The 15,247-nt window shown below is 35.5% G+C and carries 13 protein-coding genes; 2 read left to right on the top strand and 11 right to left on the bottom strand.

Features of this window, described 5'->3' with window-relative positions; genetic code table 11:
- Positions 1–191 precede the first annotated feature (191 nt).
- Positions 192–3,389 carry a bifunctional P-450/NADPH--P450 reductase gene (gene cypD, locus BAU27_RS25965; RefSeq protein WP_071772431.1) on the bottom strand — a complete coding sequence of 1,066 codons (3,198 nt, stop codon included), beginning with the start codon at positions 3,387–3,389 and terminating at the stop codon, positions 192–194.
- Positions 3,390–4,032: 643 nt separating this feature from the next.
- Positions 4,033–5,529 carry a DHA2 family efflux MFS transporter permease subunit gene (locus tag BAU27_RS25970; protein ID WP_071772432.1) on the bottom strand — a complete coding sequence of 499 codons (1,497 nt, stop codon included), beginning with the start codon at positions 5,527–5,529 and terminating at the stop codon, positions 4,033–4,035.
- Between the two features lie 288 nt (positions 5,530–5,817).
- Between BAU27_RS25970 and BAU27_RS25975 the strand changes: the two genes are divergently transcribed.
- On the top strand, positions 5,818–6,411 hold the full coding sequence (locus tag BAU27_RS25975; RefSeq protein WP_071772433.1) for a hypothetical protein: 594 nt from the start codon (positions 5,818–5,820) through the stop codon (positions 6,409–6,411).
- A 650-nt stretch (positions 6,412–7,061) separates the two neighbouring features.
- On the opposite strand, the gene BAU27_RS25980 is transcribed toward BAU27_RS25975, so the two are convergent.
- The 7 genes from BAU27_RS25980 to BAU27_RS26005 form a co-directional block, all read right to left on the bottom strand.
- The gene (locus BAU27_RS25980; protein ID WP_071772485.1) at positions 7,062–7,448 is read right to left on the bottom strand and encodes a DUF1259 domain-containing protein; all 387 of its coding nucleotides are present in this window, start codon (positions 7,446–7,448) and stop codon (positions 7,062–7,064) included.
- A 301-nt stretch (positions 7,449–7,749) separates the two neighbouring features.
- On the bottom strand, positions 7,750–7,911 hold the full coding sequence (locus BAU27_RS32505; RefSeq protein ID WP_000441003.1) for a hypothetical protein: 162 nt from the start codon (positions 7,909–7,911) through the stop codon (positions 7,750–7,752).
- 259 nt (positions 7,912–8,170) lie between these two features.
- Positions 8,171–8,800, bottom strand: coding sequence for a LysE family translocator (locus tag BAU27_RS25985; protein ID WP_071772434.1), 630 nt, complete (start codon positions 8,798–8,800; stop codon positions 8,171–8,173).
- A gap of 208 nt (positions 8,801–9,008) precedes the next feature.
- Entirely contained in the window at positions 9,009–9,224 is a 216-nt protein-coding gene (locus BAU27_RS25990) for a hypothetical protein (protein ID WP_001104095.1), read from the bottom strand.
- Positions 9,225–9,605: 381 nt separating this feature from the next.
- Complete coding sequence (locus BAU27_RS25995) at positions 9,606–10,457, bottom strand: DUF2935 domain-containing protein (RefSeq protein WP_071746559.1); 852 nt, start codon at positions 10,455–10,457, stop codon at positions 9,606–9,608.
- Between the two features lie 333 nt (positions 10,458–10,790).
- Positions 10,791–12,236 carry a L,D-transpeptidase family protein gene (locus BAU27_RS26000; RefSeq protein ID WP_071772435.1) on the bottom strand — a complete coding sequence of 482 codons (1,446 nt, stop codon included), beginning with the start codon at positions 12,234–12,236 and terminating at the stop codon, positions 10,791–10,793.
- Between the two features lie 195 nt (positions 12,237–12,431).
- Positions 12,432–12,851 (bottom strand): YhfM domain-containing protein, encoded by a 420-nt coding sequence (locus tag BAU27_RS26005; protein WP_071772436.1) that lies wholly within the window; start codon positions 12,849–12,851, stop codon positions 12,432–12,434.
- A 103-nt stretch (positions 12,852–12,954) separates the two neighbouring features.
- Here BAU27_RS26005 and BAU27_RS26010 point away from each other — a divergent pair, with 103 nt between their 5' ends.
- On the top strand, positions 12,955–13,245 hold the full coding sequence (locus BAU27_RS26010; RefSeq protein ID WP_071772437.1) for a hypothetical protein: 291 nt from the start codon (positions 12,955–12,957) through the stop codon (positions 13,243–13,245).
- A 179-nt stretch (positions 13,246–13,424) separates the two neighbouring features.
- On the opposite strand, the gene BAU27_RS26015 is transcribed toward BAU27_RS26010, so the two are convergent.
- Both BAU27_RS26015 and cuyA read right to left on the bottom strand, forming a co-directional pair.
- Complete coding sequence (locus BAU27_RS26015) at positions 13,425–14,054, bottom strand: class I SAM-dependent methyltransferase (protein ID WP_071772438.1); 630 nt, start codon at positions 14,052–14,054, stop codon at positions 13,425–13,427.
- Between the two features lie 132 nt (positions 14,055–14,186).
- Positions 14,187–15,182, bottom strand: coding sequence for a D-cysteate sulfo-lyase (gene cuyA / locus BAU27_RS26020; protein ID WP_071772439.1), 996 nt, complete (start codon positions 15,180–15,182; stop codon positions 14,187–14,189).
- Between the last annotated feature and the right edge of the window lie 65 nt (positions 15,183–15,247).

Here is a 15,247-nt window from a genome sequence, read left to right on the forward strand (position 1 = left end):
AATTAGGTCATTTTAATTGTCAAATGAATTACCTATTATTTTTCTACAGTATCAGTCCAGCTTATTTAAAAATAAGAAAATCCCGTATTCAATAAAAATACGGGATTTTTATAAATGAGTTTATTACTTAAATCAACACTTATTCGAAAGAATTTCATTCGTTACATATTACTTATCTAATTAAGAAAAATTCATATACCAGCCCAAACATCTTTTCCATATCGCCCTTCATCTTGCACACGGTCCAACCAATTCCTTGCTTCTTGTTCACTGACTTCATGAATTTCTTGATATGCTTGACAAAGGGTATCTTCTACGTCAGGAGCCATTTTACTTCCATCACCACATATATAAAGATGAGCTCCATTATCTAATAACGAAATTAACTTGATTCTATCTTCTTTTATTAAATGCTGTACATATGTTTTAGGATGTCCTTCTAAGCGAGAAAAAGCTGTGTGTAAAGAGATTAATCCATCTCTTTCATCATTTTCTAGTTCTGTACGATAGAGATAATCCTTTTCAGGATGACGACAACCAAAGTATAGATGTGCTTGTCCTAAGTTCATACCTTTTTGCTTTTGAACACGTCGTGCTTGTAAGAATCCACGGAATGGTGCAATTCCAGTACCTGGTCCAACCATGATAATTGGTGTTTCTGGATTTTCAGGTAATTGAAAGTTTGATTGTGGCGTTCGAATGAAACAGATAATCTCATCTTTATTATGACGCTGAGCTAAATAATTAGAAGCGACTCCTTCATATGTCCCTTCCCCACTCCATGCAGGCGCATTCACAACACCAACCGTAATGCTCAGACGATCCTGTGCAACGAGTGGAGAGCTTGAAATAGAATAGTAACGCGGTTTGAGCGCCGGAAGAAGTTCTAAAAAACGTTCAAATCGAATTTCACAAGCCTCATACTTTTCAAGAAGATCCAACATTGAAATACGTTTCTTTAATATTTGTTCATGATAAACTCCTTCTTCCAATAATGATTCTAATTCCTTTTTATGAGGAGGACATGCTGTGAATGCCACCATTTCTCGTATTTGTGCTCGAGTGGCTGCTTCTTGAACTTCGACACTATAACTAAGGAGGTCAAATAAACTAACCGGACTGTCTAAAGGTATGTGATTTACACTTCGTCCACTTGCACTCAGTATGACTTGATCCTTTCCGTTTAATCCAAAGCGTTTTAAAATTCGGTTGACATTTTTCTCACTATTAATTGGCAGCACCCCAAGGTGGTCTCCTTCTTGATACGTAGCGCCTTCTGGCAAGGATATCTCAATATGTCGCGTGCTTCTTTCACTGCTAGATGATTGAAGTTCACGATTTTCCAATATAGATGCATAAACTGCTTCATATGTTCGCGCAAGAGGAGATCCTCCAAGACGACTAACAAATTGTAAACTTAATGTACTGCGTTCTTTCTCCACGTTTTTGTTAAGTTCCAATCCAAATGCCTTCATCGCATCAGACCACATACTTTGTTTCCATTGCTCGAGCTGTTCCTCAAAATCACCACTTGCATCCGCTTCTCCACGTGTAGAAAATCTTGTTGCTCCTTTTTGAGCCATTTGCTCATCAATGTATCTTGGAATTCGCTGATAGGTACTAACCCAATTATGATCTCCACAACCAAAAACTGCGTATTGAACACCTTTTAGCTCATCCGGTTTTAATTCCTCCAACCACTGCACAAACTGTCCGGCATTACTTGGTGGCTTTCCATTATAAGAAGAAGTTACAATAAGAACCGCTCCTTCTTTCGGTAGACTTCCAATTCGATCGTTAAGAGCTGCCACTTCCGTTTGAACACCTTCTAAACTAGCTGTATCTGCTAGTTCTCTTGCAATACCTTCTGCTACCCCTGTATCCGAGCCATACAGAACAAGAAGCGAAAGATTATCTGCTCCAATAATAGAAGGAGTCTTCTGAACTTGCTGCTTGATTTCATGGTTTTTCAGTTTCTCCTCTGTAGGCGCAAGAACAGTAGTATGGCTAATAGTTTGATTTCGGGGTAGAATCCTAATTTTAAAATCACCAGGCTTTAGCGTTAATGTTTGTTTTACGTCCAGCTGATAGTCTTGATAATCGATGAATTCAAAATGTTGAAGAAGCATGCCCATTACGAGTGTGGCTTCATGAAGTGCAAACTGCATACCGATACATGCTCTCTGGCCATTCCCAAATGGCTTATAAGCATGATGAGGAACCTTATCCAGCTCTTCAAATCGTTCAGGTTGGAATTCTTCCACATTGTCTCCCCACGCGTCTTTATCCCTATGCAGCTGTGGAATAAGGACAGAAATACGTTCTTCTCCTTTCTTAATTGGATATTTCCCACCAATCACTGTATCTTCTTTTGCATAGAGACTAAATGCTGGAGCAGTAGGCCATAGACGTAGCGATTCATTTAAAATCATCCGAATATACTTCAGTTTCATAACTTGTTGGTATGTTGGAGTCGGATCTGTCAATACTCGGTCTACTTCTTCATAGGCTTTTTTCAATTTATCTGGATTCTTTAATAAAAAATAGATTGCAAAAGATAACAATCCACTTGTTGTCTCATGCCCAGCTATTAAAAAGGTAATAATTTGGAAACGAATATTTTCATCATCTAATTTTTCACCAGTTTCCGGATCCTGTACATTTAACATACGGGAAAGTAAATCATTTTCTTCCTGATTTTCACTACTTTTACGTTCAGCAATAATATTATCTACTAAAGAAAACATAGATTGAATATCATGCTGAAATTGACGTTTCGTTCTCCACATGAGTTTATCTTCTATATCCAGCCGCTGTAATTGGTGCATCGCCTCATCTAGAGCACGGCTCATGCTATTGATAAAAGGATGAGGGGTCTCACGATAAAAGCTATTAAATCGATAATTAAAACCACATAGACCAATTGTATCTAATGTAAGGCGAGTCATATCTTCCGGAACATCTACGTTTTCATTCGGATTAAGCCGTGCCCATTTTTGAACGAGTTGTACGGCAATATCGACCATCATGGCATGGTAATCTTTCATTGCCCGTTGGCTGAATGTAGGCATCAAAATATTATGAGCTTTTTTCCAGTTAGGCTCGTCAGTCTCACTTGTAAATAATCCGTCTCCAGCAAAAGCACGAACTTTTGCTAAAGCACCATCTATACTTTTATCGAACCGTGTTTCGTCACAGACTTCTGCTACCAGTTCATGTCCAGAAACGACAATGATGGTATTACTTAAAGTTTGAATTCGAAAAATGGGACCATACTCTTCCGCCAGCTTAATAAACGATAGAGTCGGTTTATCTTTATCGATTAATGGGAGGTTACCCAGCGGTCCATATGTTTTCGGCTGAGGAATGGCAGATACATTTTTATCCATTAAAAACACCCTTTCAAAAAAGCATGAAATAAAGTGAAACTTTAATCAGTGGGGGGGTTTTGTTCATCCCACACTGATTATCAGCCCTCACCAATCGGGCTTTTACGGGCAGCCCGACCCCCGCCTAACTTCTTTGCTTCCGCTGAATTTCGAGGTGGGGGTCTTACTGCCCGGCAAATAGCGGGATAAAATATCCCATTCAATAAAGAAAAGATAGCAATGAATCGTCTGGGATACAGATATGTAATTGATTACCTTATTTATCTTTTCCCTAACTATTCATGATTATGATATTGCTTATAAGGTTGATAATCTAAGTTATTTGTTGACATTAGATTTATAACTTGCAGAAAAAATACTAAATTAAAATGAAGCGAATTATTATAATGTTTATCAGAAATTGAAAGCTAAAGATTGTAGTATTGGGAAAACCAGTAGTTTCTAATGTCAATTCAAACAAATACGATAAACAAGTATACTGTGTTACTAATGAAAAAGGATCTGATATGAATATCAGATCCTTTTTACTATATATAATTATTTCACTGTTTTTTTCCAGATTTAAATACCAGCGCCTTAGCAGCAGAAATTTGCATTTCTTCATAGTCTAACTAATCAGCAAAAATTTTTTAGAAATCATTATCTAAAGTTTTGTTTCACTCGACCGATTTAACCTCTCGACAGCTTCCACGCTTGTATCTACACGTTTAACGAAAAAAACTAATAGTAGTGCAACAACATTCATGCCAAGCGCTACATAGAATGAATATTGAATTCCGGATAATAAAGCTTTCTGCGTTAACATTGCCTTCGTAGCTTCTGTGAAGGTTGTTGGATCTACATCAACCATTAGACTTTCAGCTTTTGTTTTTGTTACAGAATTCATAATCGTAACAAGAATAGCAGTACCAATCGAACCGGACACTTGTTGAGCTGTATTATTAACAGCCGTACCGTGCGGATTTAAGCGAGTTGGCAATTGATTAAGGCCATTTGTCATAAGTGGCATCATCACCATCGCCATCCCAAACATCCGCAGTGTGTAAATAAGAATAATATGCGTGTGACTAGAGTCGATTTGCAGGTTTGCCAGCATATAAGTTGAAACAGCTGTAATGGAAAGTCCTACTATACCAAGAAGCCGAGGGCCATATTTATCAAATAATTTACCTGTAATTGGTGACATAACCCCCATTATTACCGCACCTGGAAGCATCATCAGCCCAGAGCTCAGCGGTGAAATACCGCGGACATTTTGTACATAAGCTGGTGTTAAAATCATACCCGAAAACATGGCCACTGCGTTGACAATTGCAATTACAGACGCAAGTGCAAACATTGGGTACTTGTAAACACGTAAATCCAATAATGGTTCATTCATTTTTAATTGACGGATAATGAAAGCAATTAGGGCAATAGCGCCTATGATTAAGGTTGTTAAGACAACTTTATTCGTCCAACCATCGGAGCTTGCAGAACTGAATCCATATAACAAACCGCCAAAACCGACAGAAGATAATAGTAATGAGAGATAATCAAGCTTTGCATTTTTGTTTTGTCTCATGACATTCTCCGATTTCCAAATCCCCAGCAGTAAGCTAATGATTGCTAACGGTAAAATCATTTCAAAAAGCAAACGCCAGTCATAATACTCTACAATATAACCTGATAGTGTCGGTCCAATTGCAGGAGCTGTAATCATAACTAATCCAAAAATCCCCATTGCTGTTCCCCTTTTTTCTCTTGGAAAGCTTACTAGCATAATATTCATTAACAAAGGCCCCATGGCTGAAGAACCTGCCGCTTGAACCATCCGGCCAGTAAGTAATAAACTAAAGTTCAGTGCTACAGCCGCTAAGGCCGTACCAAGAATAAAAATCACCATAGATGTAATAAATAAGCTCCTATTGGAAAAGCGGGTTATTAAAAATGCTGATGCTGGAATTAATATACCACTTACAAGCATATACCCTGTAGAAAGCCACTGGATTGTTGAAAAATCTTTAATATCTAAATCCTTCATTATTGATGGCAAGGCTACATTTAAAAGCGAGTTATTTAGAAATGAAACAAATGCGCCAATAAAAAGGATTACAAGCATTAAATATGGTGGTTTTCTTTTATGTAATGTTTCACTCATATATTTATTTGTCCCTTCATTATCAATTCCATTGATTCGTTTAAATCGTTTGTATATCTGCACAAAAATACATTATCCTTGCAGTATTTTGCCAAACTCTTCGAATGGATATTCTCTTTTTAGCAATTCTATTTGCTCAACGTAACATTTTAAAATCTTTTTTATTGATTACACCTTTATAAACATTTAAATACAGGCTTGTAAATCTAGTTATGTAACCATCCATAAAAAGGAATATTACATAGGCTAAATCTAACATTACATTTTTAAAGTGAGGGGAATACGCTTATGCACCAATATTGGTATTTGAATTCAGAGGGAAACGGGGAGCAATATAATAACCAAATTTCAATGTCATCATTATATTCACAGCCCCAAATAACTAAAGCTGAGGGAATGAATGGTCTGAAGATTCCTGAGAATTGGAGTTGTCGAGTCTATCCATTTGGTTGGGATTCACCAGCCAATTATACGGGTTTCAATCCCCAGTCCTCCCCCTTCTCTTGGGGCCAGCCAAACAATTATGCGGGGATGATGCCCCAAGGACATCCTGCTAATTGGGCTCCATTTTCAGGCCATGCAGGTTTCAATTTTCACCCCTCCTCCTTCCCTTGGGCTCAACCATTCAATCATACAGGGATGTTCGCACAAGGGCATCTTGCCGCTTTACTATCACCGCCAGCCAAGGCTTTTAATTTTAATTCTAATAAATGGGGTGTTTTCGGCCCCCCCCCAGCGTGGGGAGGACAGGTAAGTCCCATGGGATGGGGGAATAACGGTCAGCCAGGAATGCTTGGAAACTTACTTGCAGTAGGAAAAAGCAGCATGAATGGAATAGGAATGATTAGTAGTCTAATCGGTATAGGGAAGTTCTTCTTTTAGTTAATTAGAACGGGCGGATAGGTCCATAGCCCAGACTTAAAAAACATTTCCTTTTCCATTGATTTAATCTTCTTAAACATGCCCCCTCAATGTATTGATTGTACGCTTCCAATACTCCCTCCAAGTTCATTTCCTCGTCTTCCAAATTATAAAAACATCTATTACCTTGTATCTGATAACTTGATAGAGGTGTGGTAACACCAACAAAACGCAAATTTCGTACGTAAAAAACCGGTTCCTTTACGAAAGAATCGGTTTTTTACTCTTTATTTATTTGAAAAGTAGTCAAATTTTTTTGGAATCTCTAACAGATCTGGGTAAAACATAATAAAAAGTACAATACCAGCTAAAATAAATGCTGTTGCTGATGAAGCGAAACTTTAATCCGTGTCAGTGGGGTGCTCATCCCCCACTGATTATTAGTTGAGGCAAATCGGGCATTTACGGGATAAAATACGTACTCGGCTTTTGAATAAAATCTAGTAAAGCATAATCATCAGAAACGATTGGTTTTCTTACTCGATTTGTTAACTGTTTCTATTATTTCAGACTCACTTGCTAATACATAAATAATAGAATCTTTTTCTTGTCCATCGAAAGTGGACTGAAAATTCGCATGTGATAGCATCTCATTTAACGAAAGAAATTAGTTAATTGCATAACGCTCTTCTAACTTTTCTTGCGAAAGCTAGTGGATCATCAACGTCTTCAATATTAACGTAAATCAAATTTGGATCATCACATAACCACTCATTGTGTATAGATGAAACGATTATTCCTTGCTTAATAATTGAAGCAACAAATCCAGTGACTTCCTTTTGTAAGAGCGCTACCCGGCCTAGACATAATGCCCGTCCAGTTTTATTATCTCTTGATTCGAATGAGAAGGAAGTTGTTACTCTAAAACGTTTTCCTAAGATTGTTGCCTTTATTTCATCCCGATTTATTGTTGCTACGCATTTTCCACCGGCGAATCCTTCTTGGCCACCGATAATTCTTGCAAACTGTTGACAAATTAATTCATCATTAAACGCCATACCTTGAATCATCCCCCCTTTTACTGTTAGGTTATGAATGAATACTTAGGTCTGAAACGGTAATGAATCTATTCTAGTACAAAAAAGATTATCGGAATCTAACGAAGTCTATTTTATGATAAGACATTTTTAGGGAACATAAAAAAAACACCCTAAGGTGCCATCCTCCGACTTGAGAATCATATCTATGTATGGAGTAGTTTAGAAAAGAGAAGTTTCTAACTATAATTTATAGAGCTCTTATACCATGAATTACTTACATACATATTTCCTTATTTATCCGAAGAAGAATCCCGTTATATTACTTTCTGATCAGTCTCGTTAAAGCCATCCCAATAAATCCAGCACCCATCCCTATTAGCCATCCAGCATGAGTATCACCTAATATAGATCCCACTCCTCCGCCAAGAAACATGCAGCCAACGAATACTAATCCTCCAATTCCCCAATTCGGCCGTTCCATAATTCAATCACATCCTTTCCATAAAACATATGCGATTAGCTACCTGAACTTTCTTGCGTAGGATGGTTAATTATTTTGCTAGAAAGGGTATCATTATTTGGCTTGGGTTCAGCAACTTTTAGTAAATTCAAAAAAACGACGATTGACCGATAACAAGCAAAAAGCCCCTTCAAATTTGAAGGGGCTTTTTAGTATATAGAAATTAGCTTAAAGCAAAGATAACATCTCTTGAAAGGGGGCATTTTTTTATTATTCATGTTTATTGAGGAGCCTTCGTTTGAAGCAACTTTAACCCCATACCAATAAAAATCAGTCCTGTTACTTTATTTAGAATCGTTCCTACCTTTTGGTTTCCTCTTAATTTTTTTGTGACATATGAAGAGAAATAAGCAACAAATAAACACCACAATAGTCCTGTTACTGTAAAAGTAATTCCTAAAATGATAAAAGGTATAGGACCTGAAGCCTTTGTATCTATAAACTGCGGAAGAAACGCAATAAAGAATAAAGAGACTTTTGGATTCGTGAGACTTGTTAAGAGTCCTTGTAAATATATCTTTCTAATGTTCAATTTATTGGATGAGGCTTGAAAAGCTACATTTGTCTTATCGAGTATCATTTTAATTCCTAAATATACAAGATAGATAACACCTATAACCTTAATGGTGTTAAATAACACAATGGATTTTGTAAGTATAATAGATAAACCAAAAGCAACCAATAACGTATGAACTAAAGAACCAGTAATAATACCAAAAACAGAATACACACCTGCTTTTCTACCTTGTGAAATACTTTTTCCCACAATATACATGGTATCTGCACCAGGAATTAGATTTAATAAAATCCCTGTTAGTAAAAACACCTCGTAATTAATAATACCGTACATTCTAGCACCCCTATCTATTTTTTTGGTGCCCTTATTGATATTAGATGAAATAAAAGAAAAAGAAAAGCGTTTTCTATTTATTCAATAAATTAGTGAATTCTTAATTTACAACCGATAAAACTGATGGAGTGTACTATTCGTATCACGGACCCAAAACTCACTATTGAATAAGTAAAACCCCAGAAATCCAAAGATCTCTGGGGCTTCATTATATATTTAGCTCTTTTTGCTTTTTGTTTTGTTTATGTCTATACAGCAATTTTCGACTTATGAGAGAAATCAGTAATAAAATCAGTACTAGCACGAAAAGTTGCATATATGATAAATTAAAATATTTAGCACCTGTAACAAGTAAAAGTGTAGAAATCGTACCTTTTACAATGAAAAAAATAATAATCCATAATCCGCCTTTTTTCCAGTTCATTTTTATTTTACCCTTTCCTACGTTTAAATTCATAAAAAAAATTAGTGATAGTTCTTGAAAGTGACATTTTAATTGAAATCTATTACATTAATAAAAAAGTAGACTTTTTTCACAAAAATCATATCCAATTACATGGGACGATTCCATAATAAATGCAAATGATATTCAGTGTCAATTTTATTCAACATTTTTAATTCGAACTGTCTCCATAATGTGCCGATTTGAATAACCATTCTTTTCATCTCAATCTCTTTCCGCTTTGTTTCTTTTGGGTAATTTGTAAGGGGATAATTTGGAAATATTAAAAATCACAAGGAAAAGAAGCTAACAATAAATTGTTAACTTCTCAGCTTAAGGCAAAATAGTATCTTTCCTTATTTTTTAATATCTAGGTTGTGATTTAATATTGGTAAGATGAGCATCAAACATATCAATGATTTCAAGAAATCTATCCGCTTCACGAAATACATGGTCTGCTAATAATGGATGAATAATACTCTTTATTTTACATTGCTCAATTAAATCACGTGCCGTTTTCTTAAAATCCCGAAGAGATGTGACTGACACACGATTTTGATCTAAAAATTGATCTAAAAGAGGAACTGTTTGAGATTGTGGTTTCATAGATTCTAAGTCAATTGCTTGATACATTAATTCATCAAAATCATTGCTAAAATTCCGTGCTGTATCTACAAGCTTTCTTTCCGATGGATCAAGAAGATGACCAATAAATTTAGCATGGTCTGCCATAATCCTTAAAAAGAAAACATTTTCTTTAATAATAGCATCAGGAAGGGCATCTAATTTACCTTCATTTAATTCAATTAAGCGTTTTCTAAAATAATCAGCTTCCCTACTTGTATGGTCAACTAACAGTGGAAAATTATTTTGCCCTGGCAATTTACATGTGAGAATTAATCCTAGAATTTTTCGTTTAAATCCCCAAATATTAGTTGCAGCTTGTTGTACTTCTGAATTAAATCTTTTTATTTGCCCAGGATCTGTTTCATTTGTATAGGAATACGCTATTTGTTCGATATGTTCAAACAATCGATAAAATTGATTAGCTTCTTCGATTAGTTGGGTATCCTCACATCTAAACCCCAATCGAAGAAAAAAAGAATGCTCCTTCATGATTCTAGACCAAAAACGAATTTCATTTAATGACCGTTCAACAAACATTACAGACGTAACACCCGTATCAGGATGTAATGAGGTTTCATCCCTATTCATTCTTAATCCCCCCAGTAAATACTATGCTAGTTCCATTCTTATGAGTAAATATAAATATAAATGCCATCTTTATAAATCCATGATGATATTGAGCAGGTCCTTTTGGAAATAAAGAAAAGATACCATCAGGTGCCTTTCTCTGACTTGATAACCACATTTTATGTTTAAATGTACCTAGCTTATATTTTGTATTTTTTATAACTATCCCCCCGCACACGAGAAGTGCATAGTATAAATAGTAAAAAAGAAGCAGAAAATCACTCAGGATTTTCTGCTTCTTTTTTAAGTTTAAGTTCTTGATACATACATCGCTTCACGCAAGATTGCTATTTTCTAGTACACGATAACTGGATCATAAGTGTTCAAATTATCATACACAGTTTTTGCAACATTAGGAAGAAGGTTAACACACCCACCTGATCCCCCTGTTAAATAGGCATTATTCGCCCAGTTTGTTCGCCAGCCAGCATCATGGAATCCTTGACCGCTATTTGTGAATGGAACCCAGTAATCTACTTTAACTGCATAATCAGCTTTACCTACTGCACTGCCTTTGAGCGTGTATGGTGTTCGTTTATATAGGACGTACCACACACCTGGTGATGTATCTTCACTCGTGCTATGTTTACCAGTTACTACATTTGTTGTGACTGCTAATTTTCCATCTTTATAAATCCAAATTTGTTGCTCTGCAATTGAAACTTCCGCATACGTGTCTCCGATGCCATTATTCGATGTTGTTTTATAACCGATACCTTCCTTCTCCCAACCATTTCCGTGAATATTAGAAGCAGATAGCGATTTTTCACCCTTTTCAAAAGCTTGCCCAACTTGTTTTGTTTCTTTTTCAACATCTAGTGCCCAGCCGTAGCCTTGCCCTTTTACTGATATGACCGAACCAGAATGAGTTTTAAATGCGAAATCTTTATTTAACGTTGATTTAGCATTATTAATTTCAGCAATCTTATTCTTAATGTCGCTCGCATCGATTGTAACTTTCATATCCTTTGACATAGAGGCATTTTGAATTAAATCTTTTGCTTTTAAAGGATACACTTCATTCTGTACTTTATACTCAACGGACTGCCTAAGAAGATTTTGTAGTGCTTCCTCCTCTTTTTTGACAATCGGGTCGTCTTCTTTAATAGGCTTTATGTATGCAGACTTCAGATGAATTTCACTTTTATACTTCTGCTTGTCGTAATCTTTCAGTAGACTAGTAACGTCATACTGTTTTCCATCAACGCTCTTCGAGATAACAACTTTTCCTTGTTCAAGCTTCGCCATAGCATCTTGAGGCGCTTTTAGTTTTTCATTCATAGAGATGAGCTTTTCTTCTACAAGTTTTTTCATCGTTTCACTACGATACTGATCTGCCTCGTCCGGTAGCAATGAATAATTTTTTTCCTTTGAAGAAGGGAAAAATGTCCACTGGCTTTTTAATAGTTTCTTAACTTGTGGCAAATCTTTTTCCGTAAGTTCCGTTTTTGTATCTTTTTCATCTAAAATTTGTTGTTGATCGACATAGACTTTGTTTGCTAGTCCAGATGTTTTTAGTTTCTGTATTGCCTGATCAGCACTCAAACCACCAACATTGGTGTCATTAATCGTAACATTCGAATTGAAGTGAGTTGCCTGGTAATAACTCATTCCCCCAATGAGAAGTGCAATTATACCAACACCCGCTGCGATAAGCTTCCAATTTGTAAAACGTTTGCTCGATCTTACTCGTTTTCTCTCAACTTCTTCAACTGATTCATTTACTGTATTGTTGTTCATCAATTTTTCCCCCGTATACATTAACGTCAATCGATTTTAAACCAAAACCATTGACTAGTGTACCTTATTTTTCCTGAAATTTCATTACTTTTGACTAGATTTGATTGCATTTAATTGATCAACTTTAGACTTTTTAATAGAACACAAGTAGTAAACCATTACAATAAACACCAAAAAGTTAAGTAACATATACTTTTATTCAGCTAACTTCTCTCCCGTAACAATCCAAAACAAAGCGGCTGCATTTTTCCCTTCTAATTGAGAATACCGATTATCCCCCGCCATTACTTCTACTTTATCTTTATTAGGACTTATCCAAATTTGATACAATACAGCTTTCGCCTCTATTTTCGGATTTTTAAATTGAAAAACAAAGTGATAATCAGCTGAACGAGACATTTCCACTTTTTTATTTTCAAAATGAATTTCATTTAATATTTTCTTTACTTGCAACACTTGATTCTTGTCTGTAACTACATTCAAATCCTCATAATCATCACCAATGCGTTTTTGCACTTCGATTCTTTGATCTTCATTTCCTAGTATATTTGAACAGCCGGTTACTACGAATATACAAATAGCGATAAAAACTACAATCAAATTTCTGATTCGCATATTAGTACCCCTCTTTTTAATAAAAATTATCTATAATTGTAAAATAAAGGTAAACACCTTGCGATTAGACATATAAACACTAATAAAGAAGGAGTGCCCTTCAATGCAACTAAAAACATACACTTGGAAAAGTTATACGTTTCTCATTGTAAGTATATTCGTTACTATTAACCTATTTCTCTTCTCACCTATTTTAGACAGAGTTGGAGTAGAATACGTGGTTCCTTTCGCGTACTTCATTTTAACTTCCGCTGTTATAGCAATTATTTTAGCAGTTATCTCTTTTTGTAGTCGTACCGAAAAGAGAATTTTATCTATTATCGGTTTAACCTTTACGTTATTTAATACAGCAATTATTTTATTTTTCCTTTGGTTCGGTTATCATTTCACGTAAAATATAAATATAATCCGTAACAAATGGTTCGTTGAAAGTTTAAAACTTGCTTTAAAATAAATTAAGCGAAGTAAGGGACGCCATTTGACTCCCCTTACTTCGCCTTTAAAGAAGAATGAGTAAATCGCTTACTCAATCAGCTTATTAAGTAACCTTTCACTATTTTTACACTATGGTAATTATAGTGTTTTTTGACATTTGATCATTATAAATTTAAATGGAGGTTTACTTGCCATATTTTTATGTGGCTCCACAATTTCTGTAGTTTCCATCAGTCCATATTTTCCAAAGTCTTGTTTTACCGAGTCAATATCATAGAAATACATTTTTACCCCTTCCATTATCTCGAAGTAGTCTTTCCCCAGTTGTTTACCCTTCCCAAACATTGGGGCATCTTTAGAAATAGTAGTAAAAATCATATATCCGTTTGGTTTTAACTGACTATAGCAATCTTTAATAAACTTCTCTCTCTCATCCTTATTCAATAAATGAATAAGTGCATAAGAAAATATGCCATCATACAGTTTGTTATCAAAAGGCATATCCGTAACTGAACCATGGAATAAATTGGCATTAACTTCATTTTCCCTCGCCAATTCGATCGCTGTTTTTGAAATTTCAATACCTGTTACTTGTATTTCGTTATCAATAAAAACCTTTGCATTTCTTCCATATCCAATACCAGGAATCAATATATCCTTCACTTTCTTTTCAAGGAAAAAATCCTTCGTCAAAATTGCGGAATCTGAAGGTTCAAATCCCCACATCATTTGATTTTCTATAAAACTTGCTTCCCAAAATTCTGTCATACATCAATCTCCTTTATATATATCGTTGTTTACCATTGCATGTTGAAAAATCATCGCATATTCACGGCATTGTATCAAATTTCAACATTTATTCAAAACAAAAAGCATTGGATACCCAATGCTTTTTCACACTTACGCAAATAAAAACGTATTCGCATATAAAGCTGGTGAACCACCTGAATGTACGAATAAAATGTTGTCCTCTTTATTAAATTTACCTTTTCTAATTAAATCGATTAGTCCCGCTACTGCTTTACCTGTATAAACTGGGTCAAGTAAAATACCTTCAGTTTTCGCAAGTAACTGTACTGCTTCAACCATTTCTGATGTTGGTAAAGCGTAACCTGGACCTACATATTCATCAAAGCATGTAACTGCTTCGCGTGAAATAGAGTTTGGAATACCAACGTGAGCTGAAGTTTCATCTACAAGTTTTGCTACTTTCTCTTCTTGCTCTGCTTTTCCTCTACTTACATTTATTCCGATTACAGGAATTTTGCTTTGCGTTCCGGAAAAACCAGTAATTAAACCAGCATGCATACCAGCGCTACCACTTACACAAACAACTGTACTGAAATCAATTCCTTGTTCAAATGATTGAGCCATAATTTCTTGCGCACAAGCAATATATCCCATTGCGCCAGTAGGGTTCGATCCACCAACTGGAATGACATATGGCGTATTTCCTTTTTCACTTACTTCTTTCGCTACTTTATGCATTTCTTCCATAAGGTCTGCTCCGTTTGGCACAACAATTACGTTTTCAGCACCTAATAAATGATATAAGAAATAGTTTCCGTTAAAGTCTGGCTTTTCTTCTGGCTCAAGCCCTTCTTCTAACACAAGAATACATTTCATTTTTTCTTTTACCGCAGCTGCAAGTGTTAGACGGCAATGGTTTGACTGAATACCACCAGCTGTAATTAACGTATCTGCACCCTTTTCCTGTGCATCCGCAACTAGAAACTCTAACTTTCTCGTCTTATTACCGCCAGCTGTTAAACCAAGTAAATCATCTCGTTTAAAATAAATAGTCGGGCCACCAAGTGCTTCAGAAAAATTATTTAACTTTTCAATTGGTGTATATGATTCTGTATATTTTTTTCTAGGGAATTTAGCTAAATTCATTGTAACGCTCCTTTTATACTCTTTCACAATATATGTAACGATACTATTATTACATGTAAAAATGA

The sequence above is a fragment of the Bacillus sp. NH11B genome (assembly GCF_001884205.1).
Taxonomy (GTDB): Bacteria; Bacillota; Bacilli; order Bacillales; family Bacillaceae_G; genus Bacillus_A; species Bacillus_A proteolyticus.

Excerpts from the sequence above, each read along its gene's own strand:
- cypD (WP_071772431.1), bottom strand. The coding sequence starts at position 3,389 with ATGGATAAAAATGTATCTGCCATTCCTCAGCCGAAAACATATGGACCG.
- BAU27_RS25970 (WP_071772432.1), bottom strand. The coding sequence starts at position 5,529 with ATGAGTGAAACATTACATAAAAGAAAACCACCATATTTAATGCTTGTA.
- BAU27_RS25975 (WP_071772433.1), top strand. The coding sequence starts at position 5,818 with ATGCACCAATATTGGTATTTGAATTCAGAGGGAAACGGGGAGCAATAT.
- BAU27_RS25980 (WP_071772485.1), bottom strand. The coding sequence starts at position 7,448 with ATGGCGTTTAATGATGAATTAATTTGTCAACAGTTTGCAAGAATTATC.
- BAU27_RS32505 (WP_000441003.1), bottom strand. The coding sequence starts at position 7,911 with ATGGAACGGCCGAATTGGGGAATTGGAGGATTAGTATTCGTTGGCTGC.
- BAU27_RS25985 (WP_071772434.1), bottom strand. The coding sequence starts at position 8,800 with ATGTACGGTATTATTAATTACGAGGTGTTTTTACTAACAGGGATTTTA.
- BAU27_RS25990 (WP_001104095.1), bottom strand. The coding sequence starts at position 9,224 with ATGAACTGGAAAAAAGGCGGATTATGGATTATTATTTTTTTCATTGTA.
- BAU27_RS25995 (WP_071746559.1), bottom strand. The coding sequence starts at position 10,457 with ATGAATAGGGATGAAACCTCATTACATCCTGATACGGGTGTTACGTCT.
- BAU27_RS26000 (WP_071772435.1), bottom strand. The coding sequence starts at position 12,236 with ATGAACAACAATACAGTAAATGAATCAGTTGAAGAAGTTGAGAGAAAA.
- BAU27_RS26005 (WP_071772436.1), bottom strand. The coding sequence starts at position 12,851 with ATGCGAATCAGAAATTTGATTGTAGTTTTTATCGCTATTTGTATATTC.
- BAU27_RS26010 (WP_071772437.1), top strand. The coding sequence starts at position 12,955 with ATGCAACTAAAAACATACACTTGGAAAAGTTATACGTTTCTCATTGTA.
- BAU27_RS26015 (WP_071772438.1), bottom strand. The coding sequence starts at position 14,054 with ATGACAGAATTTTGGGAAGCAAGTTTTATAGAAAATCAAATGATGTGG.
- cuyA (WP_071772439.1), bottom strand. The coding sequence starts at position 15,182 with ATGAATTTAGCTAAATTCCCTAGAAAAAAATATACAGAATCATATACA.